The 26,047-nt window shown below is 66.7% G+C and carries 24 protein-coding genes; 20 read left to right on the forward strand and 4 right to left on the reverse strand.

Annotated elements, in window-relative coordinates; genetic code table 11:
* Window positions 1–134 precede the first annotated feature (134 nt).
* The 3 genes from ACFWB0_RS09645 to ACFWB0_RS09655 form a co-directional block, all read right to left on the reverse strand.
* Window positions 135–1,286 (reverse strand): N(5)-(carboxyethyl)ornithine synthase, encoded by a 1,152-nt coding sequence (locus tag ACFWB0_RS09645; RefSeq protein ID WP_378490216.1) that lies wholly within the window; start codon window positions 1,284–1,286, stop codon window positions 135–137.
* Window positions 1,287–1,329: 43 nt separating this feature from the next.
* Window positions 1,330–1,464: a hypothetical protein gene (locus ACFWB0_RS09650; RefSeq protein WP_378490217.1), complete on the reverse strand. Its 135-nt coding sequence runs from the start codon at window positions 1,462–1,464 to the stop codon at window positions 1,330–1,332.
* 102 nt (window positions 1,465–1,566) lie between these two features.
* Window positions 1,567–2,256: an MBL fold metallo-hydrolase gene (locus ACFWB0_RS09655; RefSeq protein ID WP_378490218.1), complete on the reverse strand. Its 690-nt coding sequence runs from the start codon at window positions 2,254–2,256 to the stop codon at window positions 1,567–1,569.
* Between the two features lie 127 nt (window positions 2,257–2,383).
* On the opposite strand from ACFWB0_RS09655, the gene uvrA reads away from it, so the two are divergent.
* Window positions 2,384–5,317 (forward strand): excinuclease ABC subunit UvrA, encoded by a 2,934-nt coding sequence (gene uvrA, locus ACFWB0_RS09660; RefSeq protein ID WP_378490219.1) that lies wholly within the window; start codon window positions 2,384–2,386, stop codon window positions 5,315–5,317.
* Window positions 5,318–5,344: 27 nt separating this feature from the next.
* Here the strand turns inward: uvrA and ACFWB0_RS09665 are convergent, their stop codons facing one another.
* Window positions 5,345–5,707 carry a DUF1844 domain-containing protein gene (locus ACFWB0_RS09665; protein WP_378490220.1) on the reverse strand — a complete coding sequence of 121 codons (363 nt, stop codon included), beginning with the start codon at window positions 5,705–5,707 and terminating at the stop codon, window positions 5,345–5,347.
* Between the two features lie 393 nt (window positions 5,708–6,100).
* Here ACFWB0_RS09665 and infC point away from each other — a divergent pair, with 393 nt between their 5' ends.
* From infC to tyrS, 19 genes are all read left to right on the forward strand, one after another.
* A complete protein-coding gene (gene infC / locus ACFWB0_RS09670) occupies window positions 6,101–6,781 on the forward strand; it encodes a translation initiation factor IF-3 (protein ID WP_378490244.1) in 681 nt (226 codons plus the stop codon).
* Window positions 6,782–6,849: 68 nt separating this feature from the next.
* A complete protein-coding gene (rpmI, locus tag ACFWB0_RS09675) occupies window positions 6,850–7,044 on the forward strand; it encodes a 50S ribosomal protein L35 (protein WP_378490221.1) in 195 nt (64 codons plus the stop codon).
* Window positions 7,045–7,106: 62 nt separating this feature from the next.
* On the forward strand, window positions 7,107–7,487 hold the full coding sequence (rplT, locus tag ACFWB0_RS09680; RefSeq protein WP_378490222.1) for a 50S ribosomal protein L20: 381 nt from the start codon (window positions 7,107–7,109) through the stop codon (window positions 7,485–7,487).
* Between the two features lie 38 nt (window positions 7,488–7,525).
* On the forward strand, window positions 7,526–8,338 hold the full coding sequence (locus tag ACFWB0_RS09685; RefSeq protein ID WP_378490223.1) for a TrmH family RNA methyltransferase: 813 nt from the start codon (window positions 7,526–7,528) through the stop codon (window positions 8,336–8,338).
* Window positions 8,339–8,419: 81 nt separating this feature from the next.
* Window positions 8,420–9,490, forward strand: a complete 1,071-nt coding sequence (gene pheS / locus ACFWB0_RS09690) for a phenylalanine--tRNA ligase subunit alpha (protein ID WP_378490224.1) — start codon at window positions 8,420–8,422, stop codon at window positions 9,488–9,490.
* A gap of 115 nt (window positions 9,491–9,605) precedes the next feature.
* Complete coding sequence (pheT, locus tag ACFWB0_RS09695) at window positions 9,606–12,092, forward strand: phenylalanine--tRNA ligase subunit beta (protein ID WP_378490225.1); 2,487 nt, start codon at window positions 9,606–9,608, stop codon at window positions 12,090–12,092.
* A gap of 39 nt (window positions 12,093–12,131) precedes the next feature.
* Window positions 12,132–12,548 (forward strand): hypothetical protein, encoded by a 417-nt coding sequence (locus tag ACFWB0_RS09700; RefSeq protein WP_378490226.1) that lies wholly within the window; start codon window positions 12,132–12,134, stop codon window positions 12,546–12,548.
* A gap of 54 nt (window positions 12,549–12,602) precedes the next feature.
* Window positions 12,603–13,676 (forward strand): N-acetyl-gamma-glutamyl-phosphate reductase, encoded by a 1,074-nt coding sequence (argC, locus tag ACFWB0_RS09705; RefSeq protein ID WP_378490227.1) that lies wholly within the window; start codon window positions 12,603–12,605, stop codon window positions 13,674–13,676.
* Window positions 13,673–14,929 (forward strand): bifunctional glutamate N-acetyltransferase/amino-acid acetyltransferase ArgJ, encoded by a 1,257-nt coding sequence (gene argJ / locus ACFWB0_RS09710; RefSeq protein WP_378490228.1) that lies wholly within the window; start codon window positions 13,673–13,675, stop codon window positions 14,927–14,929. The genes argC and argJ overlap by 4 nt, the downstream gene beginning before the upstream one ends.
* Window positions 14,930–14,969: 40 nt before the next feature.
* A complete protein-coding gene (gene argB, locus ACFWB0_RS09715) occupies window positions 14,970–15,881 on the forward strand; it encodes an acetylglutamate kinase (RefSeq protein WP_378490229.1) in 912 nt (303 codons plus the stop codon).
* Complete coding sequence (locus tag ACFWB0_RS09720; protein WP_378490230.1) at window positions 15,878–17,068, forward strand: acetylornithine transaminase; 1,191 nt, start codon at window positions 15,878–15,880, stop codon at window positions 17,066–17,068. The genes argB and ACFWB0_RS09720 overlap by 4 nt, the downstream gene beginning before the upstream one ends.
* A gap of 2 nt (window positions 17,069–17,070) precedes the next feature.
* Entirely contained in the window at window positions 17,071–18,000 is a 930-nt protein-coding gene (argF, locus tag ACFWB0_RS09725; protein ID WP_378490245.1) for an ornithine carbamoyltransferase, read from the forward strand.
* Window positions 18,001–18,002: 2 nt separating this feature from the next.
* Window positions 18,003–18,512 carry an arginine repressor gene (locus ACFWB0_RS09730; RefSeq protein ID WP_378490231.1) on the forward strand — a complete coding sequence of 170 codons (510 nt, stop codon included), beginning with the start codon at window positions 18,003–18,005 and terminating at the stop codon, window positions 18,510–18,512.
* A 48-nt stretch (window positions 18,513–18,560) separates the two neighbouring features.
* Window positions 18,561–19,760 carry an argininosuccinate synthase gene (locus tag ACFWB0_RS09735; protein ID WP_378490232.1) on the forward strand — a complete coding sequence of 400 codons (1,200 nt, stop codon included), beginning with the start codon at window positions 18,561–18,563 and terminating at the stop codon, window positions 19,758–19,760.
* 2 nt (window positions 19,761–19,762) lie between these two features.
* Window positions 19,763–21,187 carry an argininosuccinate lyase gene (gene argH, locus ACFWB0_RS09740; protein WP_378490233.1) on the forward strand — a complete coding sequence of 475 codons (1,425 nt, stop codon included), beginning with the start codon at window positions 19,763–19,765 and terminating at the stop codon, window positions 21,185–21,187.
* Between the two features lie 131 nt (window positions 21,188–21,318).
* Window positions 21,319–24,306 carry an alpha/beta fold hydrolase gene (locus ACFWB0_RS09745; RefSeq protein ID WP_378490234.1) on the forward strand — a complete coding sequence of 996 codons (2,988 nt, stop codon included), beginning with the start codon at window positions 21,319–21,321 and terminating at the stop codon, window positions 24,304–24,306.
* Window positions 24,307–24,345: 39 nt separating this feature from the next.
* Complete coding sequence (locus ACFWB0_RS09750) at window positions 24,346–24,567, forward strand: Trm112 family protein (RefSeq protein ID WP_378490235.1); 222 nt, start codon at window positions 24,346–24,348, stop codon at window positions 24,565–24,567.
* Window positions 24,564–25,169, forward strand: a complete 606-nt coding sequence (locus tag ACFWB0_RS09755) for a DNA-3-methyladenine glycosylase (protein ID WP_378490246.1) — start codon at window positions 24,564–24,566, stop codon at window positions 25,167–25,169. The genes ACFWB0_RS09750 and ACFWB0_RS09755 overlap by 4 nt, the downstream gene beginning before the upstream one ends.
* Window positions 25,170–25,191: 22 nt before the next feature.
* Window positions 25,192–26,047 (forward strand): tyrosine--tRNA ligase (tyrS, locus tag ACFWB0_RS09760; protein ID WP_378490236.1); only part of this gene is annotated, 856 nt, incomplete at its 3' end.

Here is a 26,047-nt window from a genome sequence, read left to right on the forward strand (position 1 = left end):
GGACGGCTCGTGGCGCGGTTTCGGTGGGTCCGCTTCCTGCCCGCACCCGTGCTGCTGCCGGGTGCGGGCGTGGGAGCGGAATGTGGCGCCTCTACCGAGAACGTGAGGAGTCTCCGAACCCGCCGTGTCTGTGGCTATTTCGTTGTGTCTGTGGCCATCTCGTGGGGGTGGTCGGCGGAGCGGTGCTGGAAAGCGATGATGCTCGGATTGCGGATCACTCCCTCACGGATCTCTATGGCTCGGTCGATGACCGGGTCCTCGGCCCAGGCGTCCGGACCGGAAAGGACCGTCCGTAAATGGGGGAGCAACGCCTCGCTGATCTCCCAGGTAGCGGCGTCCCACAGATATGAGGGACTGTGGTCGACTGCGTAATAGTGCACGTTGTCGCCGACGATGAAGCTCGGTTCGCTGAACGATGTGGGCCGAGCCCAACTGAATCCCATGCCGACGTCGCACGACACATCGACGATCAGGCTGCCCGACGTGAAGGACTGCAGGTCCTCCTCGACGAGGAAGGTCAACGGGTCTGCGGTGTCCTGCAATACGCAATTCACGACGATGTCGTTCTCCGCCAGGTAGGGCGCCAAGGGCACCCGGCCTTCGTCGGTGAGCGCGTAACTCCGATGCGGATCGGTCGCGTCGTGCTCGAATCGGACGATCCGCGCCGAATGGATAGGCGATCCGACCGCGGCCACATCGCGGTTGGTGAGTACTCGAACGTCGTCGATGCCGTACGCGTTCAGCGCTGTGACCGCACCTCGGGCTGTCGCGCCGAACCCGATCACCACTGCGCGCAGCCGGCGACCGTAGTCACCGGTGGCGCCGATGGTCTGCAGACCGTGCACGACCGAGCAGTAACCGGCGAGCTCGTTGTTCTTGTGGAACACGTGCAGCCCGAAACTTCCGTCGCTTCGCCAATGGTTCATCGCTTCGAAAGCGATGAGCGTCAGGCTCCGGTCGATGGCCAGTTGCGTCACTTCTGTGTCTTGGACACAGTGCGGCCAGCCCCATACCGTGCGTCCCTCAGGAAGTTCCGCGAGATCACTCGCTTGCATCTTGGGGAGAGCGATCACGTCGCATTCGGCGATCAGTCGATCTCGGGAACGGAAGCCTGCGATCAGCGGTTCCAGGTCGGTGTCGGACACCCCGAAGGGCTCACCGTACCCGGTCTCGAGATAGATGTGTGCGCGTAGATCGTCGTCGATCCGGTGGAAGTGACGGGGGTGGATCGGCAAACGGCGCTCGTTCTTCTTCCGGGAATGCGCCATGACACCGAGATCAAGCATATGTAGTTGTGCTCCTGCAGGATTGAGGGGAAGGGGAAACGTGTCAGCGCTTCTTGACGTGGGCGATGATCTCCGGCTCCGCCTTGCCGTCCGACCGGGTCTTCTTGTCGACGCGCTTTTCCTTCAGCGACTTGCCGGACTTCTTCGACATGGAACTGCGAGGCGATTTGTCGGCCATGCTGCCACCCTCAATTGAGGACCTGAACGGTCCTGATTCCCCGACAGTACGGCATTCTCCGTGTGATCCACGTTTCACCTCGGCAGGTGGAGCGTTTCTTCGTTACCAACCGCGCTCGCGCCACTCCTGAAGATGCGGACGCTCGGCCCCGAGCGTGGTGTCCTTGCCGTGTCCGGGGTAGATCACCGTGTCGTCACCGAACCGGCCGAAGAGTTTCGTCTCGACGTCGTCGAGCAACGAGGCGAACTTCTCGTTGTCCGCCGTCTTTCCGATTCCGCCAGGGAACAGGCAATCACCGGTGAAGACGTGGTGACGTCCGGTGCCGGCTTCCTCGAGCACAAGCGCGATCGACCCGGGGGTGTGCCCGGCCAGGTGAAGCACCTCGAGACTCAGGTCGCCGATTCGGACCGTGTCGCCTTCCTCGAGGAGACGTTCCGGAGTCACGGGCAACGGTTCGGCGTCGAGTGGATGTGCGGCGGTCGGCACCCCGGTCGCGGCAGCGACCTGCTCGAGCCCCTGCCAGTGGTCCCAGTGCTGATGCGTAGTGAGGATGAGTTCGAGATTCGGTGCATGTTCGGCGAGGTAGGACACGAGCAGATCCGGCTCGTTGGCAGCGTCGATGAACAGCGACTTGCCGGTTTCCGAGTCGGTGATGAGATAGGTGTTGTTGTCCATCTGCCCCACCGAGAGCTTGACGATGGTCGCGCCGGGGATCGAGCGGCGCTGCGCGGGGCCACCGGGGGAGACCTCGCCGGTGTAATGGTCGTCGATGATGAGTGGCTGCTTCGTCATAGTGATGGAGGCTACCTCCGGGACGCATCGTTCGAGGTGGAGCGGTCGTGGACCGGAACCTGTCGGAGTGCGCGCCTACGATGGGCCAGGGCCCGGATGCGGCCTTGTCGACGAGGAAGGAACTGGTGTGGCGGATCGCCTGATCGTACGAGGGGCGCGCGAGCACAATCTGCGTGGTGTCGACCTGGATTTGCCGCGCGACAGTCTGATCGTGTTCACCGGCCTCTCCGGGTCCGGCAAGTCGAGTCTCGCGTTCGACACCATCTTCGCCGAGGGGCAGCGCCGCTACGTCGAGTCTCTCTCGGCGTATGCGCGGCAGTTCCTCGGTCAGATGGACAAGCCCGACGTCGACTTCATCGAAGGTCTCTCGCCTGCGGTGTCCATCGACCAGAAGTCGACCAACCGCAACCCGCGCTCGACCGTCGGCACCATCACCGAGGTCTACGACTACCTCCGACTGCTCTATGCGCGCGCTGGTGCGCCGCACTGCCCGGTGTGCGGCGAGAAGATCGCGCGCCAGTCACCGCAGCAGATCGTCGATCAGGTCCTCGAGATGGAAGAGGGACTCCGCTTCCAAATCCTCGCGCCCGTGGTGCGCACCAGAAAAGGCGAGTTCGTCGACCTCTTCGAACACCTCACGGTGCAGGGATACTCCCGCATCCGGGTCGACGGGGTGGTCTACCCGCTGTCCGAGCCCCCGAAGCTCAAGAAGCAGGAGAAGCACGACATCGAGGTCGTCATCGACCGCCTCGCCGTGAAACCTACCGCGAAACAGCGCCTCACCGATTCCGTCGAGACAGCGTTGCGCCTCGCCGAAGGCATCGTCGTTCTGGATTTCGTCGACCGCGACGAGGACGCCCCCGATCGTGAACGCCGTTTCTCCGAAACCTTGGCTTGCCCGAACGGCCATCCCCTCGCGATCGACGACCTCGAGCCGCGCTCGTTCTCGTTCAACTCCCCGTACGGCGCGTGCCCCGATTGCGCCGGCCTCGGTGTGCGCAAAGAGGTCGACACCGAACTGGTGGTACCCGACCCCGACCGCAGCCTCGCCGACGGCGCGATCGCGCCGTGGTCGATGGGGCAGAGCGCCGAATACTTCACCCGGCTGCTCACCGGGCTGGCCGACGTCATGGGCTTCGACATCGACACCCCGTGGAAGAAGCTGCCCGCCAAGGTCCGTAAGGCCGTGCTCGAAGGCAGCACCGAGCAGGTGCACGTCCGCTACAAGAACCGCTACGGCCGTGTCCGCTCGTACTACGCGGAGTTCGAGGGCGTCATGCCGTTCCTGCATCGCCGCATGGAACAGACCGAGTCGGAGCAGATGAAGGAACGCTACGACGGGTACATGCGCGACATCGCGTGCCCGACGTGCAACGGCACACGACTGCGCCCGGAGATCCTGGCGGTCACGATCACCGCGGGAGACCGCGGTGCCAAGTCGATCGCCGAGGTCTGCGAGCTGTCCATCGCCGAGTGCGCCGACTTCCTGAACAGTCTCACCCTCGGTCCGCGGGAAGCGGCAATCGCCGGTCAGGTCCTCAAGGAAGTACAGGCGCGGCTCGGCTTCCTCCTCGACGTGGGTCTCGACTACCTGTCCCTCGCTCGCGCCGCCGCCACGCTGTCCGGTGGTGAAGCCCAACGTATCCGGCTCGCCACCCAGATCGGCTCCGGTCTCGTCGGTGTCCTCTACGTGCTCGACGAGCCGTCGATCGGTCTGCATCAGCGCGACAACCGGCGGCTGATCGACACCCTCACCCGGCTGCGCGACCTCGGGAACACCCTGATCGTCGTCGAACACGATGAAGACACCATCCGGGCCTCGGACTGGGTGGTCGATATCGGCCCCCGCGCCGGCGAGCACGGCGGACACGTCGTCCACAGCGGCACATACAAGGGGCTCCTCGACAATCCCCGATCGATCACCGGCGCGTTCCTGTCGGGCCGCGAATCGATCCCGATTCCTCTGGTGCGTCGGCCGGTCGACCCGAAACGTCAGATCACGGTGATCGGTGCACGCGAGAACAATCTCCGCGAGATCGACGTCGCGTTTCCGCTCGGAGTGCTCACCTGCGTGACCGGTGTGTCGGGGTCCGGAAAGTCGACGCTCGTCAACGAGATCCTCGCGACCGTGATGGCCAACAAGCTCAATCGCGCGCGGCAGGTTCCCGGTCGGCACACCCGCATCAACGGTCTCGATCAGCTCGACAAACTCGTGCAGGTCGACCAATCGCCGATCGGACGGACACCGCGGTCGAACCCCGCGACCTACACGGGCGTGTTCGACAAGATCCGCACCCTCTTCGCCGCCACCACCGAGGCGAAGGTGCGCGGCTACCAACCGGGACGATTCTCCTTCAATGTCAAGGGCGGCCGCTGTGAGGCGTGCTCGGGTGACGGCACCCTCAAGATCGAGATGAACTTCCTGCCCGACGTGTATGTGCCGTGCGAGGTGTGCCACGGGGCGCGGTACAACCGGGAGACACTCGAGGTGCATTACAAGGGCAAGACGATCGCCGAAGTGCTCGACATGTCGATCGAGGAGGCCGCCGACTTCTTCCAGCCGATCACCTCGATCCACCGGTACCTCGCGACCCTCGTCGAGGTGGGTCTCGGTTACGTCCGTCTGGGCCAGCCCGCGACGACGCTGTCCGGTGGTGAGGCGCAGCGCGTCAAGCTCGCCGCCGAACTGCAGAAACGCTCCAACGGACGTACCGCCTACATCCTCGACGAACCGACCACCGGGTTGCACTTCGACGACATCCGGAAACTACTCGGCGTCATCAACGGGCTCGTCGACAAGGGCAATACCGTCATCGTCATCGAACACAATCTCGATGTGATCAAGACGTCGGACTGGGTCATCGACATGGGACCGGAAGGTGGATCGGGTGGCGGCACCGTCGTCGCGGAAGGTGCGCCCGAGAGCATCGCGACGGTCGAGGCCAGCTACACCGGCCGTTTCCTGGCGGAATCTCTCGCCGTCTCCACCTCGGTCCTCGAGAAGAAGGCCGCTCGTCCCGCCCGCAAGCGTGCGCCTCGGAAGAAGGCCGCCACCGGCTGAGCGGACGGGACGAACGTTCGCCGAACGTCAGTAGACGGGACCGGTGTACTTCTCGCCGGGGCCCTGGCCGGGCGCATCGGGCACCGAGGATGCTTCGCGGAACGCCTTCTGCAGTGCCTGCAGGCCCTCACGGATCGGGCCGGCGTGCGGGCCGAGGTACTCGACCGAGGCGGTGACGAGCCCGGCGAGGGCGGTGATCACGCGGCGCGCCTCGTCGAGGTCGAGGCGGTTGCTCGCCTCGGGGTCGTCGGCGAGGCCCAGTTTCTCCGCAGCGGAACTCATCAGCATCACCGCAGCGCGGCTGATCACCTCGACCGCAGGGATGTCGGCGAGGTCGCGCACGTCCGCGGGCTGGTCGGCGTGGTCGGTGGGATCGGGGGTGTCGGTCATGCCTCGAGGATCCCACCAACGGCACAGTGCTCACTTCCCGGGTACGCGCTCCGGCGTCCGATTCTGCGCCGAGATGCATCTTTTGCTAGACTGATCGTCACGACCGCCTGCGCGTACTCGCGTGGGCAGCAAGTGGAGTCCGACTCCCACCTCTGGCCGCGCAATTCTACGGTGCAGTGGTCCGGTCCTTCGAACGCTCCGGCGCTCGGAGAGTCCACGTCCTCGAGGGCGTGGAACGTGGTCGCGGTGATACCGCGGCGCGTCGACCGGTCGGTACGGACCCCGCGAGGTGCATAGGCGCCGCAGCGGGGTTTTTTCGTCGAGGAATCGCCGGGCCCCGCTTGCTGCGGTGCGGTCAGAGAGACCACACCGCATTTCTACCTAGGAGGCCCCATCAGCGCTGAGACCCGCATCAACGAACGCATCCGTGTTCCCGAGGTCCGGCTCGTCGGACCGGGTGGTGAACAGGTCGGAATCGTGCGTGTCGAAGATGCACTCCGCCTGGCCATCGAAGCCGACCTCGACCTGGTCGAGGTGGCCCCCGACGCCCGCCCGCCGGTCTGCAAGATCATGGACTACGGCAAGTTCAAGTACGAAGCCGCGCAGAAGGCGCGCGAATCGCGCAAGAACCAGCAGCTGACCGTGATCAAGGAGCAGAAGCTCCGTCCCAAGATCGACGCCCACGACTACGAGACCAAGAAGAAGAACGTCGTTCGCTTCCTCGAAGCCGGCTCGAAGGTCAAAGTGACCATCATGTTCCGCGGTCGTGAGCAGTCGCGACCCGAACTCGGATTCCGTCTGCTGCAGCGTCTCGGCGCCGATGTCGCCGACCTGGGTTTCATCGAGACGTCCGCGAAGCAGGACGGCCGCAACATGACGATGGTCCTGGCCCCGCACAAGGGTGCGAAGACCCGCGCCAAGGCTCAGGAAGCTGCCCACGCCGCTCCGGCGAAATCTTCTCGGCCTGCCTCCGCAGCACCCGCCGACTCCGCAGCACCTGCAGCTCCTGCTGCGCCCGCAGCTCCTGCTGCGCCGGAGCAGCAGGAGCAGTCGGGAGAGGTACAGACCAGCTAGCCGCTCCGGCAGCACATCCGGTGCTGCGCGCGAGCACCGATGTATCCACGACAAGAACTGAGGACTCCATGCCCAAGTCGAAGACCCATAGCGGCACCGCGAAGCGATTCAAGGTGTCCGGTAGCGGAAAGATCCTGCGCCAGAAGGCCGGTCGCCGCCACCTGCTCGAGCACAAGTCCTCGCGCGTGACGCGTCGCCTCGACGGCGTCGCCGTCGTCGCCGCCGCCGACGTGCCGCGCATCAAGCGCCTGCTCGACATCTGAGCCTTCCCGACCGATCATCCCGGGGGCGAGTACCAGCCCCCCGAAACTGACAGGACATATCAGTGGCACGCGTGAAGAGGGCCGTCAACGCCCAGAAGAAGCGCCGTTCGATTCTCGAGGCCTCCAAGGGCTACCGCGGGCAGCGTTCGCGCCTGTACCGCAAGGCCAAGGAGCAGCAGCTTCACTCGCTGACCTATGCCTACCGCGACCGCCGCGCACGCAAGGGCGACTTCCGCAGGCTCTGGATCACCCGCATCAACGCTGCGGCTCGCGCGAACGACATCACCTACAACCGGTTCATCCAGGGCCTCAAGGCCGCGGGTGTCGAGGTCGACCGTAAGAACCTTGCGGAGATCGCCGTTGTCGACGCCGAGGCATTCGCCGGCCTGGTGGCCGTCGCGAAGGCTGCTCTTCCGGCCGACGTCAACGCTCCGGCTGCCTGAGCGCGACGCTGAACGAGAATCCAGCACAGGAACGGCCCGTGGACCCGCTCACCGAGCGCACCCCACGGGTCGTTTCTGCTGTCAAACTGCTTCGCGCCGCCGAGCGGCGCAAGACCGGACGTTTCCTCGCCGAAGGTGAGAACTCGGTCACCGAGGCACTCGCGACCGGGGTCGTTCACGACGTGTTCGTCACCGCGGACGCCGCCGAGCGCTACCGGGACCTCGTCACCACCGCGCAGGGCTGCGGCATCCGCGTCGGTATCGTCACCGACCGCGCCGCGGAGCGGTTGTCCGACACCGTCACCCCGCCCGGTCTGGTCGCCGTGTGCGACACCGTCGACGTGTCCCTCGACTCTGCACTCCGATCCGGGTCGCGGTTGCTCGCGGTCCCGGTCGAGATGGGGGAACCAGGCAACGCAGGCACCCTCATCCGCGTCGCCGACGCCGTCGGCGCCGACGCGGTGATCCTCGCGGGCGACAGCGTCGACCCGCACAACGGCAAGTGCGTGCGCTCCTCTGCCGGAAGCGTGTTCCACCTTCCGCTCGTGCGTGAACGCGACACCACCCGCGTGCTCGATGCCGTGACCGCCGCCGGCGTCACCATCCTCGCGACCGCCGCCGACGGCGAGGTCGACCTCGACGACGCAGACGAACTGCTTGCCGCACCCACCGCCTGGCTGTTCGGCAGCGAGGCCCACGGACTGCCCGCCGAGGTAGCCGCCCGTGCCGATCATCGGGTGCGTATCCCCATCCGCGGTCGTGCCGAATCCCTCAACCTGGCGACCGCCGCCGCCATCTGCATGTACGCGAGTGCCCGGGTGCAGCATCAGTCGGCTACGCGCTTAGCCTAGGATTTCCATGGTGCGGCTTCGCTGCATCGGCTTCACCCACCGACGAAGAACCGTTCGCCCGAAGAAGGAGTTGCACCGGTCGTGGCCAAGAAAGAGGACGGCACCCCGCCGGCAGTCGATCCCCGAGCGCTGACCGAGGACGCCCTCGCTGCGGCAGAGAAAGCAGCTGTCGAAGGGTTCGGCACGGCCGCCGACCTCGACGAACTCGCCCAGGCGAAGATTGCTCATCTCGGGGACAAGGCGCCGATCTCGCTCGCGAAACGTGCCCTGGGCTCCCTGCCCGGACCCGAACGCGCCGACGCGGGCAAGCGTGTCAACGCGCACCGCACCGCCGTGCAGGCCGCGTTCGATGCTCGCCGTGAAGAACTGCTGGCGGAGCGCGACGCCGCGGTCCTCGTCGCAGAATCGATCGACGTGACCCTCCCCGCGACCCGCCGCGCGCTCGGCGCGCGCCACCCCATCACCATCATCTCCGAGCAGGTCTCCGACGTGTTCGTCGCGATGGGCTGGGAGATCGCGGAGGGACCCGAGGTCGAGACCGAGCACTACAACTTCGACGCATTGAATTTCCTGCCCGATCACCCGGCCCGCACGATGCAGGACACCTTCCACATCGCGCCCGAGGGCTCCCGGCAGGTGCTGCGTACCCACACCTCCCCGGTACAGGTCCGCACGATGCTCAGCCGCGACATTCCGATCTACGTGGTGTGCCCGGGCCGTACCTTCCGCACCGACGAACTCGACGCCACGCACACCCCGGTGTTCTCACAGATCGAGGGCCTCGCGGTCGACAAGGGCCTGACCATGGCGCACTTGAAGGGCACGCTCGACGCGTTCGCCCGCGCACTGTTCGGCCCCGAGACCACCACCCGGATGCGGCCGAACTACTTCCCGTTCACCGAGCCTTCCGCCGAGGTCGACGTGTGGTTCCCGAACAAGAAGGGTGGTGCAGGCTGGGTCGAGTGGGGCGGCTGCGGCATGGTCAACCCCGACGTGCTTCGCGCGAGCGGCATCGACCCCGACGTGTACGGCGGGTTCGCGTTCGGCATGGGCCTCGAGCGCACGCTCCAGTTCCGCAACGGTATCTCCGACATGCGCGACATTGTCGAAGGCGACATCCGCTTCACTCTGCCCTTCGGGGTACAGGGCTGACGCCCTGATCCGTGCCCTTCGGGGTACAGGGCTGACGTCCTCATCCGTTGACCGACGGGATCCGGGGCCGACGCTCCGACCCGAGACCGACATCGAACGAGAAAGCTGAGCTCAAGTGCGAGTAGCGCAATCCTGGCTGGCGGAGATCCTGCAGCGCGCCACACCCGAGTGGAACGTCACCCCGGAGGAACTCGACGCGGGCTTCGTCAGGGTCGGTCTCGAGGTCGAGGACATCGAGACTCTCGACCGCGTCGACAACCTCGTCGTCGGCCGCGTCGCGGAGATCACTGAACTCGAGGACTTCAAGAAGCCCATCCGCTTCTGCCAGGTGGACGTCGGCGAGGAGGCCCCCCGCGGCATCGTGTGCGGCGCTCGCAACTTCGACGAAGGCGACCTCATCGTGGCGGCGCTACCCGGCGCAGTGCTGCCCGGCGGCTTCGCCATTGCGTCACGTAAGACGTACGGGCAGGTCTCCGACGGCATGATCTGCTCGGTCTCCGAACTCGGTATCGGCAAGGACCATTCCGGCATCCTCGTCCTCGAACCCGGTTCCGCTGAACCCGGCGACGACGCGAACGATCTGCTCGGACTCGGCGACACCGTCATCGAACTCAACATCACCCCCGACCGCGGCTACTGCTTCTCGCTACGCGGCCTGACCCGTGAACTCGCGTGCGGTTTCGACCTCGAGTTCATCGACCCGGCACAGGTCCCGTCGCTGCCGTCCGACGGTGGGGAGAGCTACCCGATCCGTCTCGAGCCGGAAGCCGGTGCCACCCGGTTCGCGGCGCGCAAGGTCACGGGCATCGATCCGGCGGCGGTCACTCCATGGTGGATGCAGCGTCGCCTGCACACCGCCGGAGTCCGCCCGATCTCGCCGGCCGTCGACGTGACCAACTTCGTGATGCTCGAACTGGGCCAGCCCCTGCACGCGTTCGACGCTGCCACCCTGCAGGGCGAGCTCGTCATTCGTCGCGCCGCAGCTGGGGAGAAGCTCACCACGCTCGACGGCGTGGAGCGCGACCTCGATCCCGAGGACGTCGTCATAACCGACGACAGCGGTGTCATCTCTCTCGCCGGAATCATGGGCGGCGCCACCACCGAGGTCGGCGACGGCACCACCGACATCCTCCTCGAGGCCGCCACCTGGGATCCGCTCGCGGTATTCCGCGGGAACCGGCGGCACAAGCTCAGCAGCGAGGCCGGTAAGCGCTTCGAGCGCACCGTCGATCCCGAAGTTGCGCGCGCGGCGCTCGACCGTGCAGCGTCGCTGCTCGTGGAGATCGCCGGCGGTCGCGTCGAGCCGACCCTGACCGACCTTGCGGTGCACACCGAGACCGCCTCTATCCACATGGACATCGACCTGCCCGACCGCATCGCAGGCGTGAGCTATGCGAACGGCACGGCCGCGCGACGCCTGACGCAGATCGGATGTGCTGTCGAGGTCGGTGTGGGCGACGACGGGCACGGTCAACTGGTCGTCACGCCGCCGTCGTGGCGTCCGGATCTGCGTCAGCCCGCGGATCTCGTCGAAGAGGTGCTGCGCCTCGAGGGGCTCGAGCAGATCCCGTCGATCGTCCCGGCCGCGCCTGCCGGACGCGGACTGACCCCGGGACAGCGTCGTCGTCGCTCGGTGGGTCGTGCGCTTGCCTCCGACGGCTACGTCGAGGTTCTCGCCCCGGTATTTCTTCCTGCCGGCGTGTTCGATACGTGGGCGCTCGACGCCGACGACCCGCGCCGCACCACCACCAAGGTCCTCAACCCGCTCGAGTCCGAGCGGCCGGAGCTGGCCACGACACTGCTGCCGGGACTGCTCGAAGTACTCTCCCGCAACGTGTCGCGCGGCCATCGAGACATCGCGCTCTTCTCGATGGCGCAGGTCGTCCATCCCGGACCCGACACCACCGCGGTCGCGGCACTACCTGTCGACCGACGTCCCACCGAGGACGAGATCGCGTTGCTCGAACGGTCGCTGCCTGCGCAACCCGTGCACATCGGCGGCGTGCTGTCGGGCCTGCGGGAACCCGCCGGTCCCTGGGGGACGGGTCGTGCAGCCGAAGCAGCGGACGCATTCGCCGCGGCCGACACCGTCGCCCGAGCTGCAGGTGTGCAACTCGAGCGACGCGCGGCACGGTACCTACCGTGGCACCCGGGACGTTGCGCCGAGCTGCTCGTCGACGGTGTCGTCGTCGGACATGCCGGTGAGCTCCACCCCGCTGTCCTCGAACGCGCCGGACTGCCCGCGCGGACCTGCGCCTTCGAGGTGAACCTCGATGCGTTGCCGATCGTGGAGGCGTTGCCCGCACCGGTGGTGTCGCCATTCCCGGCGGTACTGCAGGATGTCGCGGTGGTGGTGTCCGACGAAGTTCCTGCCGCACGGGTGGAAGCGGCCCTGCGCAGCGGTGGCGGCGAGTTGCTCGAGGACATCCGTCTGTTCGATGTGTTCACGGGTTCCCAGGTGGGCGACGGCCGCAAGTCGCTCGCGTTCGCGCTGCGGTTCCGTGCATACGACCGCACCCTGACCGAGGACGACGCGAGCGCTGTGCGAGACGCGGCCGTCGCCGCCGCATCCGCTGCAGTGGGTGCGGAACTGAGGCACTGACCGGCGGCGGCAGACCGGCGTGCGACGTAACCTGGACCAATGAGCACGGATGAGACTTCCCCCGAACGCATACCGGATCCTGACAACCCCGAGGAGCCCGTGCCGGACGTGACCCCGGCCGGACCGGATACGCCGTCGGTCCCCGACGTGCCGCCCGGCCCCTCGATACCCGACGTCCCTCCGATCGAACCGGAGCCGTCGCCTGACCCCGACATCACACCGGCCGGGACGCGGGCACCCACCATCGAGGAGATCACCGGGTACACCGAAGGCGGTGTGCCTACCTTCGACTCGGTGCGGGACAAGATCGAGCGGCGATCAGGGGTGGCGATCGGTATGGAGGAACTGGCACACGAGAGCGCTGCCGGTAGAACACTCGACGAACAGTACGAGGATCGCAAGAAGGCTGCTGTCGACAAACTCGACGAGATCCGGCGGTCGATGAAGAGCTCCTGATACCGGGAGCACCCGGTGATGAAATAATTTGCACGACGGTGCATAATCAATCGCATGGGTAATTCACCGGCATTCACAGCGACACCGCAGTCGCCACTCCGGGTCGCGGTCGCGGGCGCCAGCGGCTACGCGGGCGGCGAGGTCCTGCGCCTGCTCCTCACGCACCCCGCCTACCTGGACGGCTCCCTCGTCATCGGTGCACTCACCGCGGGAGGCAACGCCGGCGCCGCTCTGCGCGAGTTCCATCCACACCTGCACCCCCTGGCAGAGCGAGTGCTCGCACCCACCGACCTCGACTCCCTCTCCGGTCATGATGTCGTGTTCCTCGGCCTGCCGCACGGCCACTCCGCCGCGCTCGCCGAGAAACTCCCCGACACCACCGTCGTGATCGACTGCGGCGCAGACTTCCGGCTCGAGAACGCCGACGACTGGAAACGCTGGTACGGCACCGACCACGCAGGCACGTGGCCCTACGGACTCCCGGAACTCGCCGGAAAGCGGGAGCAACTCACCGGTGCCACCCGTATCGCGGTGCCCGGCTGCTACCCGACGTCCGCGACACTCGCGCTGGCCCCGGCCATCGCGGCAGGCATCGTCGAGCCGACGGTCCAGATCGTCGCGGTCTCCGGCACCTCCGGAGCGGGCAAGTCCCCGCGAGTCGACCTACTCGGTTCCGAAGTGATGGGCTCGGCCCGCGCATACGGCATCGCCGGCGCACACCGGCACACCCCGGAGATCAAACAGAACCTGTCCGCACTCGCCGGCGTACCCGTGACCGTCTCGTTCACACCCGTCCTGGCACCGATGCCGCGCGGCATCCTCGCGACGTGCACTGCACCGACCACCGCCTCGGCTGCGGACGTGCGCGCCGTCTACGAGAAGGCCTACGCCGACGAACCGTTCGTCCACCTGCTTCCAGAAGGCGTACTACCCGCCACCGGCGCAGTCGTCGGATCCAACGCGGTGCAGATCTCCGTCACCGTCGACACCGACGCCGGACTCCTGGTCGCGATCGCAGCGATCGACAACCTCACCAAGGGCACCGCCGGCGGCGCCGTGCAATCCATGAACCTTGCCGTCGGTCTGCCCGAGACGGCCGGCCTGCCCACTGTGGGAGTCGCACCGTGACCGAGAACACCGACAAGCACGCCGACCACGTCTACGGCGAGGCGGTCGACATCGCCGGGGGACGGCTCATTCGCACCCAGGGCGTCACCGGCCCAGCCGGATTCCGTGCTGCCGGCATCCCCGCCGGTATCAAGGCCTCCGGCAGGACCGATCTCGCGCTCGTGTTCAACGAAGGCCCCGACCTCACCGCCGCAGGCGTGTTCACCACCAACAAGGTCAAGGCCGCGCCCGTCCTGTGGTCGCAGCAGGTGCTGGCCTCGCACGCCCTGCGCGCCGTGGTCCTCAACTCCGGCGGCGCGAACGCGTGCACCGGTCCCGGCGGATTCCAGGACACCCACGCCACCGCCGAAGCCGTCGCCGAAGCGCTGAGCAACTGGGGCACCGACACCGGTGCCGGCGAGATCGCCGTGTGCTCGACCGGCCTCATCGGCGACCGGTTGCCCATGGACAAGGTGCTCTCCGGCGTCCAGGAGATCGTGCACGAACTCGCCGGCGGAATCTCCGGCGGAACCGACGCCGCCTACGCCATCATGACCACCGACACCGTGCCCAAACAGGCGGCACTGCACCACGCCGACAAGTGGAATGTCGGCGGCATGGCCAAGGGCGCCGGCATGCTCGCCCCTGCGCTCGCCACCATGCTGTGCGTCGTCACCACCGACGCCGTCGCAACCGCCGAACAACTCGACGAAGCACTGCGCGGCGCGACCCGCATGACGTTCGATCGACTCGACATCGACGGCGCCACCAGCACCAACGACACGGTTCTGCTCCTTGCATCCGGCGCCAGCGGCGTCGCCCCGTCCCAGGACGCACTCAACGCCGCCGTCCTCGCCGTGTGCGACGACCTCGCGGACCAGATGATGGCCGACGCAGAGGGCGTCACCAAGCGCGTCACCGTCACGGTGCGTGGTGCCGCCTCCGAATCCCACGCGCTGATCGGTGCCCGCACCGTCGCCCGCGACAGCCTCGTCAAGACCGCACTGTTCGGCTCCGACCCCAATTGGGGCCGCGTCCTCGCTGCGATCGGCATCGCCCCCATCGAACTCGATCCCGACAAGATCTCGGTGACGTTCAACGGAAGCCCCGTGTGCATCGACGGGGTCGGCGCACCTGGCGCCCGCGAGGTGGATCTGTCCGGCATCGACATCGCCCTCGACATCGACCTCGGTGTCGGCGACGCCGAAGTATCCATCCGTACCACCGACCTCTCGCACGCCTACGTCGAAGAGAACTCGGCGTACTCGTCCTGACCGGGCGGACCCCAGCCCACCCGGCGACACAGGAGACCCCATGACCGACGACCTCATCGCGAGCCTGACCTCGCACCAGAAGGCGTTCGTACTCGCAGAAGCCCTGCCGTGGCTGCAGAAGTTCCGCGACAAGATCGTCGTCGTCAAATACGGCGGCAACGCCATGACCGACGACATCCTCAAGGCCGCCTTCGCCGCCGACATGGCGTTCCTGCGCACCGTCGGCATCCACCCCGTGGTGGTGCACGGCGGTGGCCCCCAGATCAACGCGATGCTGAAGCGCCTCGGCATGGAAGGCGAGTTCCGCGGCGGCTTCCGCGTGACCACCCCCGACGTCATGGACGTCGTGCGCATGGTGCTGTTCGGGCAGGTCGGCCGCGAACTCGTCGGTCTGATCAACAGCCACGGACCTTACGCCGTGGGGATCTCCGGTGAGGACGCGCAACTGTTCACCGCGACCCGACGCACCGTCGTCGTCGAAGGAACCGACACCGACATCGGACTCGTCGGCGACGTCACCACCGTCGACCCCGCCGCCGTGCTCGACCTCATCGCGGCCGGCCGCATCCCCGTCGTGTCGACGATCGCGCCCGACTCGGACGGTGTCGTGCACAACATCAACGCAGACACCGCCGCCGCAGCCCTCGCCGAGGCGCTCGGCGCGGAGAAACTCGTCGTCCTCACCGATGTCGAAGGCCTCTATACCAACTGGCCCGACCGCACTTCGCTCACCTCGCAGATCGACACGGTCGCGCTCGAGGCGCTCCTGCCGTCACTCGACTCCGGCATGGTTCCCAAGATGGAGGCGTGCCTGCGCGCCGTGCAGGGCGGAGTTCCCAGCGCGCACGTCATCGACGGACGCCGGCCACATTCCGTACTCCTCGAGCTGTTCACCGAAGAAGGCATCGGCACCATGGTGGTACCGGCCCCCGACCAGGAAGGCGCCGCATGACCGGCACGTCCGAGATCCAGCAGCGCTGGGCCGGCTCACTCATGAACAACTACGGGGTGCCCAAGGTCGCGCTCGTCGCCGGTGACGGAGCCGTCCTCACCGACGCCGACGGCAAGCAGTACCTCGACATGCTCGGCGGCATCGCCGTCAACAGCCTCGGCCACCGCCACCCCGCCGTCATCCAGGCAGTCACCGCCCAGCTCAACCAGCTCGGGCACGTGTCGAACCTGTACGCCTCCCAGCCGGTTCTCGACCTCGCCGATCAACTCCTCGGTCATCTGGGGCACCCCGGTCGCGCATTCTTCTGCAACTCCGGAACCGAAGCCAACGAGGCCGCGTTCAAGATCGCGCGGCTTACCGGCCGCCCCAAGATCATTGCCGCCGAGAAGTCCTTCCACGGCCGCACCATGGGTGCACTCGCGCTCACCGGCCAACCGGACAAGCGTGCTCCCTTCGAACCGATGCCCGCCGGCGTCGAATTCGTCCCCTACGGCGATCTCGACGCACTCGCCGCCGCGATCGACGACACCACCGCCGCCGTGTTCCTCGAACCGATCATGGGTGAATCCGGCGTCGTCGTGCCCCCCGAGGGCTACCTCGCGGGTGCGCGGCGCCTCACCACTGAACACGGTGCGCTGCTCGTGCTCGACGAGGTCCAGACCGGCATCGCCCGCACCGGCACCTTCTTCGCGCACCAGGCGGCAGGCATCGTCCCCGACGTGATGACCCTTGCGAAGGGACTCGGTGGCGGCCTGCCGATCGGCGCGGTCCTCGCCACCGGGCCGGCTGCCGATCTGCTCACCCCCGGCAAACACGGCACCACTTTCGGCGGCAACCCGGTGTGTGCAGCGGCCGCGCTTGCCGTGCTGCGCACCATCGACGAGCAGAACCTGCTCGACCACGTCGATTCGGTGGGCAAGACCCTCGCCGCCGGGATCGAGGAACTTGCTCACCCACTCGTCTCCCAGGTGCGCGGTTCGGGCCTGCTCCTCGGTGTCGTGCTCACCGAGACAAAGGCCGGTGCCGTCGAAACAGCCGCGCGCGACGCAGGATTCCTGGTCAACGCAGCCGCACCCGACGTGATCCGCCTCGCGCCGCCGCTCATCCTCACCGAGGAGCAGGCGAACGGTTTCGTCACCGCGCTTCCGGACATCCTCGACACCGCATCCCAGGAAGGACATCGGTGACCATGGTCAGGCATTTCCTCCGCGACGACGACCTCACCCCGGCGGAGCAGAACGAAGTCCTCGAGCTCGCCGCAGAGCTGAAGAAGAATCCGCTCTCGCGTCGCCCTCTCGAAGGCCCGTACAGCGTCGCCGTCCTGTTCGACAAGACATCCACACGGACCCGCTTCTCGTTCGACGCGGGCATCGCACAACTCGGCGGACACGCGATCGTCGTCGATGCGGGCGCCACCCAGATCGGTAAGGGCGAAACCCTCGACGACACTGCGCGCATGTTCTCTCGCTTCACGAAGGCGGTGGTCTGGCGCACGTACGGCCAGGACCGCATCGAGACGCTCGCGGCCCACTCCGACGTGCCCGTGGTCAATGCGCTCACCGACACCTTCCATCCCTGCCAGGTCCTCGCCGACCTGCAGACCATCCGCGAGAACAAGGGCACCACCGCAGGCCTGACGATGACGTACTTCGGGGACGGCGCCAACAACATGGCGCACTCGCTGATGCTCGGCGGCGTCACCGCGGGCATGCACGTCACCGTCGCCACCCCGGAGGGGTTCGCGCCCGATCCGCAGGTAGTCGAGGCCACCCGCACCCGCGCCGAGCAGACCGGTGGAAGCGTCACGATCACCGGCGATCCCCGAGCCGCGGCGGAGGGCGCCGACGTCCTCGTCACCGACACCTGGGTATCCATGGGGCAGGAGAACGACGGCCTCGACCGCGAGGCAGTGTTCCGGCCGTTCCAGCTGAACGACGACCTCGTCGCACTGTCGAAGTCCGACTCGATCGTGCTGCATTGCCTGCCCGCGTACCGCGGTAAAGAGATCACAGCCGAGGTCATCGACGGCCCCCGTGCGGTCGTGTGGGACGAAGCAGAGAACCGCCTGCACGCGCAGAAGGCACTACTCGTGTGGCTGCTCGAACAGAGCCGGAGCTGACGATGAGCACCGCGCCCGGCCGAGAAGAGGTTGCGGTGAACGCTCCGACTCGGGCGGCCCGGCAGGCGCGCATCATTACGCTGCTGGCAACCCGCGCGGTGCGTAGCCACACCGAACTCGCGACTCTGCTCGCCGACGACGGCATCGACGTCTCGACCGCCACGCTCTCCCGCGACCTCGAAGAACTCGGAGCCGTCAAGCTTCGTGCGGCCGACGGGGGAGCAGGCGTGTATGTCGTCCCGGAGGACGGAAGCCCGGTCCGCGGGGTGACCGGCGGCACCGACCGCCTGTCGAAACTCCTCGGCGAACTGCTCGTCTCGACCGACTCGAGCGGCAACATCGCGGTGCTCCGAACTCCACCGGGGGCAGCGCACTATCTGGCCAGTGCACTCGATCGTGCATCATTACCGGAAGTGGTCGGCACGATTGCGGGTGACGACACCATCGCGGTGATCGCCCGGGAACCGAACACGGGAGCCGACCTGGCTGCGAAAATCGAATCACTCGCCTGACCTACCACTGATCGACGTACGTCAAAAATAAGAAGGAGCACAATCACCATGGCCGATCGCGTCGTACTCGCCTACTCGGGCGGGCTGGACACCTCCGTTGCCATCAGCTGGATCGGCAGGGAGACCGGCAAGGAGGTCGTCGCCGTCGCCATCGACCTCGGCCAGGGCGGCGAGGACATGGAGGTCGTGCGACAGCGCGCCCTCGACTGCGGTGCTGTCGAATCCGTGGTCGTCGACGCCAAGGACGAATTCGCGACCGAGTACTGCCTGCCGACCGTGCAGGCCAATGCCCTGTACATGGACCGTTACCCGCTGGTGTCCGCGATCAGCCGTCCGCTGATCGTCAAGCACATCGTGCAGGCTGCGCGTGAGCACGGCGGCACCATCGTCTCGCACGGCTGCACCGGCAAGGGCAACGACCAGGTCCGTTTCGAGGTGGGCTTCGGCGCCCTCGCCCCCGACCTCCAGGTCATCGCGCCCGTCCGCGACTACGCCTGGACCCGCGAGAAGGCCATCGCGTTCGCCGGTGAGCACGGTCTGCCGATCAACGTGTCCAAGAAGTCGCCGTTCTCCATCGACCAGAACGTGTGGGGTCGTGCCGTCGAGACCGGCTTCCTCGAGGACCTGTGGAACGCTCCGACGAAGGACGTCTACGACTACACCGAGGATCCGACCCTCAACTGGCAGGCCCCGGACGAGCTCATCGTCAGCTTCGAGGCCGGCCGTCCCGTCGCCATCGACGGCAAGCACGTCACCGTGCTCGAAGCGATCCAGGAGCTCAACAAGCGTGCCGGCGCCCAGGGCGTGGGCCGCCTCGACATGGTCGAGGACCGTCTCGTCGGCATCAAGAGCCGCGAGATCTACGAAGCTCCCGGTGCGATCGCATTGATCACCGCCCACCAGGAACTCGAGCACGTCACCCTCGAACGGGAGCTCGGACGCTACAAGCGTCGCGTCGAAGAGCGCTGGAGCGAGCTGGTCTACGACGGCCTGTGGTTCTCCCCGCTCAAGTACGCGCTCGACGCATTCATCGAGAAGACCCAGGAGCGTGTCACCGGCGATATCCGCATGGTCTTGCACGGCGGCCACATCTCGGTCAACGGACGTCGCAGCCCCGAGTCGCTGTACGACTTCAATCTCGCCACCTACGACGAGGGCGACAGCTTCGACCAGTCGAACGCCAAGGGCTTCGTGCAGATCCACGGCCTGTCCTCGAAGGTCGCCGCCAAGCGCGATCTGGGCCTGTAACAATGACTCAGGCTCACGGCACCAACGAAGGTGCCCTGTGGGGCGGCCGGTTCGAATCGGGACCGGCCGCCGCCATGGCGGCTCTGAGCAAGTCCACGCATTTCGACTGGGTGCTCGCCCCGTACGACGTGCGCGCGTCGCAAGCCCACGCGAAGATCCTGCACCGGGCGGGGTTGCTCACCGAGGCCGATCTCGCGACGATGCTCGACGGTCTCGAACGGCTCGCCACGGATGTCACATCCGGGGCGTTCACCCCCGCTGAATCCGACGAGGACGTCCACGGTGCGCTCGAACGAGGGCTCATCGAGCGGGTCGGTCCCGAGGTCGGTGGACGGTTGCGTGCGGGTCGGTCGCGCAACGACCAGGTTGCCACGTTGTTTCGCATGTGGCTTCGCGACGCTGCCCGGCGCATCGGTGACGGGGTGCTCGACGTCGTCGAGGCCATTGCCGGTCAGGCAGCGGCGCATCCGGACGCCATCATGCCCGGGAAGACGCACCTGCAGGCGGCCCAGCCCGTGCTTCTCGCACACCACCTGCTCGCGCACGCGCATCCACTGCTGCGCGATGTCGATCGTCTGCGTGATTTCGACAAGCGTGCTGCCGTGTCGCCGTACGGGTCGGGTGCGCTTGCAGGTTCGTCCCTCGGACTCGACCCGGACGCGATCGCGACGGATCTCGGATTCGACTCCGCTGCGAGCAATTCGATCGACGCGACCAGCTCGCGCGACTTCGCGGCCGAGGCCGCGTTCGTGCTGGCGCAGATCGGGGTGGATCTGTCGCGGATGGCGGAGGAGGTGATCCTCTGGAGCACGCCCGAATTCGGTTACGTCACACTCGCCGATGCGTGGTCCACCGGATCGTCGATCATGCCGCAGAAGAAGAACCCCGACGTCTCGGAACTGACCCGCGGCAAGGCCGGGCGTCTGATCGGCAACCTCACCGGGCTGCTGGCCACGCTCAAGGCGCAGCCGCTCGCATACAACCGGGATCTCCAGGAAGACAAGGAACCGGTCTTCGATTCGGTTGCACAGCTCGAGCTGTTGCTGCCCGCGATCACCGGGCTCATCGCGACGCTGACGTTCCACACCGACCGGATGGCGGAACTCGCACCGGCCGGATTCACTCTCGCGACCGACATCGCCGAGTGGATGGTCCGTCAGGGCGTGCCGTTCCGCGTCGCGCACGAAGCGGCCGGGGCATGCGTGCGTGTCGCAGAAGGGCGCGGTGTCGGGCTCGCCGAGCTGACCGACGACGAGCTCGCCGCGGTCGATCCCGCACTCACCCCCCAGGTTCGTGAGGTACTCACGGTCGCAGGATCGGTCGCGTCCCGCAACGCGCGCGGCGGTACGGCCGGTGTTCGTGTCGCCGAGCAGCTCGACGGGGTGCGCGCAGAGGCACAGGGCCTGCGTTCGTGGGTGCGCGCCTGATCGACCAGAGCTCGGACACGCCTCCGCTGTTGAAAGACACTCTGCACAACGCGGCACCGGCAGGTGCCGGTGGTGTGGCAGGCTGAGAGCCGTCAACCGGGGTGCCGGACGCCAGGTGGAGGGGGCGGTACGTGGAACTGAGTGGTGACGCGGTGATCGGGTCCCTACGGCGCATCATCGCCACGGCGCAGAACGGTCTCGAGGTTGCACGATTCGGCGGTCTGGAATCGGGGGCGGCGCCGTCCCCGTTCCAGGTCGTCGTGCGCACACCCATGTACCGGTTACGTCGGTACTTCCCTGAATCCGACACTGCCACCTCGGGAATTCCGATCGTGTTGGTGCCACCGATGATGATGTCGGCCGACGTGTACGACGTCACCCCCGACACAGGAGCTGTCGGGTTGCTGCATTCGTCGGGGCTCGACCCGTGGGTCGTCGATTTCGGGTCTCCGGACAAGGAGGAGGGCGGATGGGGGCGCACGCTCACCGATCACATCGTGGCCCTCGACGAGATCATCGATCGGGTCCACGAGTACACGGGCCGCGACATCCACCTGTCGGGGTACTCGCAGGGCGGAATGTTCTGCTATCAGGTGGCCGCATATCGGCGGAGCCGCCACATCGCGAGCCTCGTGACATACGGCAGCCCCGTCGACACCCTGGCAGCACTTCCGTTCGGTATCCCTGATGCGCTCGCGGTCAGATCAGCGGACTTCCTGGCCGACCACGTGTTCAACCGGCTCGCGATCTCGAGTTGGATGGCGCGCGCCGGTTTCCAATTCCTCGATCCCGTCAAGACCGTGCGATCACGCATCGACTTCCTTCTGCAGTTGCACGATCGAGAAGCGCTGCTGCCACGCGAGCCGCAGCGCAGGTTTCTCGATACCGAAGGCTGGGTCGCGTGGTCGGGGCCCGCGGTCGCCGAACTGCTACGCCAGTTCATCGCGCACAACCGGATGATGAGCGGCGGCTTCGTGATCAACGACCGCGCTGTGAGTCTCGCGGAGATCACCTGTCCGATCCTCGCGTTCGTCGGCGAGGTCGACGATATCGGCCAGCCACTTGCGGTCCGCGGTATCCGCAAGGCTGCACCGCGTGCCGAGGTATACGAGTATTCGCTGCGTGCGGGCCATTTCGGCCTGGTCGTGGGATCCGTTGCAGCACAACAGACATGGCCTGCCGTAAGTGAATGGGTGCAGTGGCGTGACGGGCACGGTGACCGGCCGGTCGGTGTGGTCCCGATGCAAGCGCCGGATCCGCACGGTGAAGACGAGACCGGTGTGACGTTCGGCAACCGCATCACCCACACCGCCACGACGATCGCCGAGGTCGGTACCGAATTCGTTGCAGGGGTTGCCGACATCGCCGTCGGCGCAGTGCGGGGTGCCCGCGAACTGTCGAGCGAGGCGGTGCGTGCTCTGCCTCGGCTCGTTCGATTGGACCAACTTCAATCCCACACTCGTATCTCCGTCGGGGCCTTGCTCGCCGAACAGGGCAACAAGGCGGCGCAGCGCGAGTGCTTCATCTACGACGACCGGGTGTACACGTTCGAGGTCGTCAACGCCCGAATCGACACCGTCGTCCTCGGCCTCGTCAGTTGCGGGATCCGTCCGGCCACACACGTCGGCGTACTGATGGGTACCCGGCCCAGCGCGATGGCGGCCGTTGCAGCGGTGTCTCGGCTCGGGGGCGTATCGGTGATGCTGTCCGAGGGGCCCGACCTCGCCGAGGCGATCAGGCTCGGTGCCGTCGAGACGATCATCACCGACCCGGAGCACCTCGACCGCGCCGCCGCGACCGGTCTTCACGTGCTGGTCCTCGGCGGCGGCAATCTCCGCGACCTGGATGTTCCACCGGGCGCCGAGGTCGTCGACCTCGAACGTCTCGACGTGTCGACCGTAGAGTTGCCGGGCTGGTATGTCCCGAATCCCGGGCTCGCCCGCGAACTGGCTTTCGTGCTGTTCACAGGTAGCGGCGACACGCTCGAGATGAAGCGGATCACGAATCACAGGTGGGCGCTGTCGGCGTTCGGCACCGCGACCGCAGCATCACTCGATCGTGGCGACACCATGTATTGTCTTGCACCTCTGCATCATTCGTCGGGGCTCCTGGTGGGGCTCGGGGGAGCGCTTGCGGGTGGCGCGCGGATCGCGCTGTCGCGCGAATTGGACCCGGCACGGTTCCGCGAGGAGATCCACCGATACGGGGTGACGGTGGTGACCTACACCTGGTCGATGCTGCATACCGTTCTCGACAACTCGTCCTGGCACTCCGACGACATCCATCCCATCCGACTGTTTCTCGGATCCGGTATGACGCCCGGTCTGTGGCGGCGCACGATGGAGCGATTCGCACCGGCCCGTATTCTCGAGTTCTACGCCTCGACCGAGGGCGATATCGTGCTGGCGAACGTGTCCGGAGCCAAGATCGGCTCGAAGGGGCGACCGTTGCCTGGCAGCGCCGAAGTCCGCCTCGCTGCCTACGAACCGGTATCCGGACGACTCGCCGAAGACGACCGCGGATTCGTGCGTGAATGCGATCCCGACGAAGTCGGGCTGCTGCTCGGTCGACGGAGTCACTCGGCGGAGGGCTTCCCCGAAGTGATGCGCGGCGTCTTCGAACCCCGTGACACCTGGGTGCCCACCGAGAATCTGTTCCGCCGCGATGCCGACGGGGACTTCTGGCTCCTCGACAACAAGCGCTCGGTCATCGTGACCCCGCACGGTCCCGTCTATGCGCAACCGGTCGTCGACGTCCTCGGCAGTCTTCCGCGCGTCGACCTTGCCGTGTCGTACGGCGTCACCGTCCGCCATCAGGACATCGCGGTGGCGGCGATCACCCTCCGTGAGAATCGGGCGCCGACCGCCTCCGAGATCACCGTGGCACTCGACGCTCTGCCGGTCGGCGAGCGTCCGGATGTGGTTCACGTGGTCGCCGAGATACCACTCGGACCGTCGTACCGCCCGATCACCGATGTCCTGCGTGCGCGAGGATTGCCGACGCCCAGCGTCCGGTCCTGGTACGCAGACCCGACGACGGGCACCTACCGCCGGTTCACCAAGGCGGTAGCGACGAAGTGGTCCTCGGGCACAAATCGGCCAGGCCCGGTCGCGCGGTAACCTGAGCGCGTTCACAATCAGCTCGTCGAGAGGACATCCGTGGCCGTCGATCCCACACTGTTGAGCATCCTGGCCTGTCCGCAGGACAAGGGACCACTTCTACTCGTCGACGACACAGTGCTCTACAACCCGAGACTCCGACGTGCGTATCCCCTGGAGAACGGGATCCCGGTTCTGCTCGTCGACGACGCGCGTGATGTCGCGGACGCCGAGCACCAGGATTTCGTCGCACGTGGTGTCGCCGGGTGGGTCGCGGACTGACCTCGGACCGCCTGTCGGCACTCGATCCGGTTTCTGCAGCGCGCGCACTGCTGGCGGCTCACATCCGAGTCGGTGACGTGACTCTGCGCGTCACCGAGGTCGAGGCGTACGGCGGTCCCGAAGGTGGTCCCTGGCCGGACCCTGCGGCGCATTCCTACCGAGGACCGACGGGCCGCAACCGTGTCATGTTCGGACCGGCCGGTCACCTGTACGTCTATCGCAGCTACGGGATTCACCACTGCGCGAACATCTCGGTCGGCCCCGACGGAACGGCCGCCGCCGTGTTGCTACGCGGTGCCGAAGTGATCACGGGTGAAAACGGGGTACGCACGCGGCGGACACCGCACACCCCCTTGGAGAATCTCGCACGCGGCCCCGGAAACTTCGCGCAAGCCCTCGGTTTGACCCTCGACGACAACGGTCTCGACGTCTTCGCTTCGGATGCGCGGGTATCGGTCACGCTCGCCGACACGAAAACACAGGTGGAGGCCGGTCCGAGAGTGGGGATCAGTGTCGCGGCCGACCGGCCGTGGCGGTTGTGGATCCCCGGTGGAATCGGTGTCTCCGCATATCGAAGAAGCCCACGCGCTCCGATGCCCTGAACGGTAATGGGATGATCGAAGTGTGACTGAGCAAATTCTGGACGAACTGACCTGGCGCGGGCTCATTGCCCAATCGACCGATCTCGACGCACTTCGACGGGACCTCGATGCGGGTCCGATCACGCTCTATGCCGGATTCGATCCCACCGGACCGAGCCTGCACGCCGGTCACCTCGTACCGCTGCTCGCACTCAAGCGTTTCCAGCGCGCAGGCCATCGGCCGATCGTGCTCGCCGGCGGTGCAACCGGCATGATCGGCGATCCGCGCGACGTGGGGGAGCGGACCATGCAGTCCGCAGACACCGTTGCCGACTGGTCGGATCGCATCCGCGGGCAGCTCGAACGATTCGTGGACTTCGGAGACCCGGACACCGGCGCTGTGGTGGTGAACAACCTCGAGTGGACCGGCCGGCTCAGCGTGGTCGACTTCCTACGCGACATCGGTAAGCACTTCTCTGTCAACGTCATGCTTGCGCGTGACACCGTCAAGCGTCGCCTCGAAGGCGACGGTATCTCGTACACCGAGTTCAGCTACATGCTGCTGCAGGCCAACGACTACGTGGAACTCCGTCGCAAGTACGGCTGCGCGCTCCAGGTCGGTGGCTCCGATCAGTGGGGCAACATCATTGCCGGCGTCGAACTGAACCGGCGCACCGATGGCGCCTCGGTTCATGCCCTGACCGTCCCCCTGGTGACCTCGTCGGACGGCAAGAAGTTCGGGAAGTCCACCGGCGGTGGAAGCCTGTGGCTGGATCCGGAGATGACGAGTCCCTACGCGTGGTACCAGTACTTCGTCAACGCAGCAGACGCCGACGTCATGACGTACCTGCGGTGGTTCACCTTCCTGTCGCGTGAGGAACTGGTGGAGCTCGAGACGG

The organism is Rhodococcus sp. NPDC060086 (genome assembly GCF_042730275.1).
Taxonomy (GTDB): domain Bacteria; phylum Actinomycetota; class Actinomycetes; order Mycobacteriales; family Mycobacteriaceae; genus Rhodococcus.

What these genes read in the sequence shown, in the direction of transcription:
- ACFWB0_RS09645 (WP_378490216.1), bottom strand. Translation starts at nt 1,286, where the DNA reads ATGCTTGATCTCGGTGTCATGGCGCATTCCCGGAAGAAGAACGAGCGC.
- ACFWB0_RS09650 (WP_378490217.1), bottom strand. Translation starts at nt 1,464, where the DNA reads ATGGCCGACAAATCGCCTCGCAGTTCCATGTCGAAGAAGTCCGGCAAG.
- ACFWB0_RS09655 (WP_378490218.1), bottom strand. Translation starts at nt 2,256, where the DNA reads ATGACGAAGCAGCCACTCATCATCGACGACCATTACACCGGCGAGGTC.
- ACFWB0_RS09665 (WP_378490220.1), bottom strand. Translation starts at nt 5,707, where the DNA reads ATGACCGACACCCCCGATCCCACCGACCACGCCGACCAGCCCGCGGAC.
- rpmI (WP_378490221.1), top strand. Translation starts at nt 6,850, where the DNA reads ATGCCCAAGTCGAAGACCCATAGCGGCACCGCGAAGCGATTCAAGGTG.
- ACFWB0_RS09700 (WP_378490226.1), top strand. Translation starts at nt 12,132, where the DNA reads ATGAGCACGGATGAGACTTCCCCCGAACGCATACCGGATCCTGACAAC.
- argC (WP_378490227.1), top strand. Translation starts at nt 12,603, where the DNA reads ATGGGTAATTCACCGGCATTCACAGCGACACCGCAGTCGCCACTCCGG.
- argB (WP_378490229.1), top strand. Translation starts at nt 14,970, where the DNA reads ATGACCGACGACCTCATCGCGAGCCTGACCTCGCACCAGAAGGCGTTC.
- ACFWB0_RS09720 (WP_378490230.1), top strand. Translation starts at nt 15,878, where the DNA reads ATGACCGGCACGTCCGAGATCCAGCAGCGCTGGGCCGGCTCACTCATG.
- argF (WP_378490245.1), top strand. Translation starts at nt 17,071, where the DNA reads ATGGTCAGGCATTTCCTCCGCGACGACGACCTCACCCCGGCGGAGCAG.
- ACFWB0_RS09730 (WP_378490231.1), top strand. Translation starts at nt 18,003, where the DNA reads ATGAGCACCGCGCCCGGCCGAGAAGAGGTTGCGGTGAACGCTCCGACT.
- ACFWB0_RS09735 (WP_378490232.1), top strand. Translation starts at nt 18,561, where the DNA reads ATGGCCGATCGCGTCGTACTCGCCTACTCGGGCGGGCTGGACACCTCC.
- argH (WP_378490233.1), top strand. Translation starts at nt 19,763, where the DNA reads ATGACTCAGGCTCACGGCACCAACGAAGGTGCCCTGTGGGGCGGCCGG.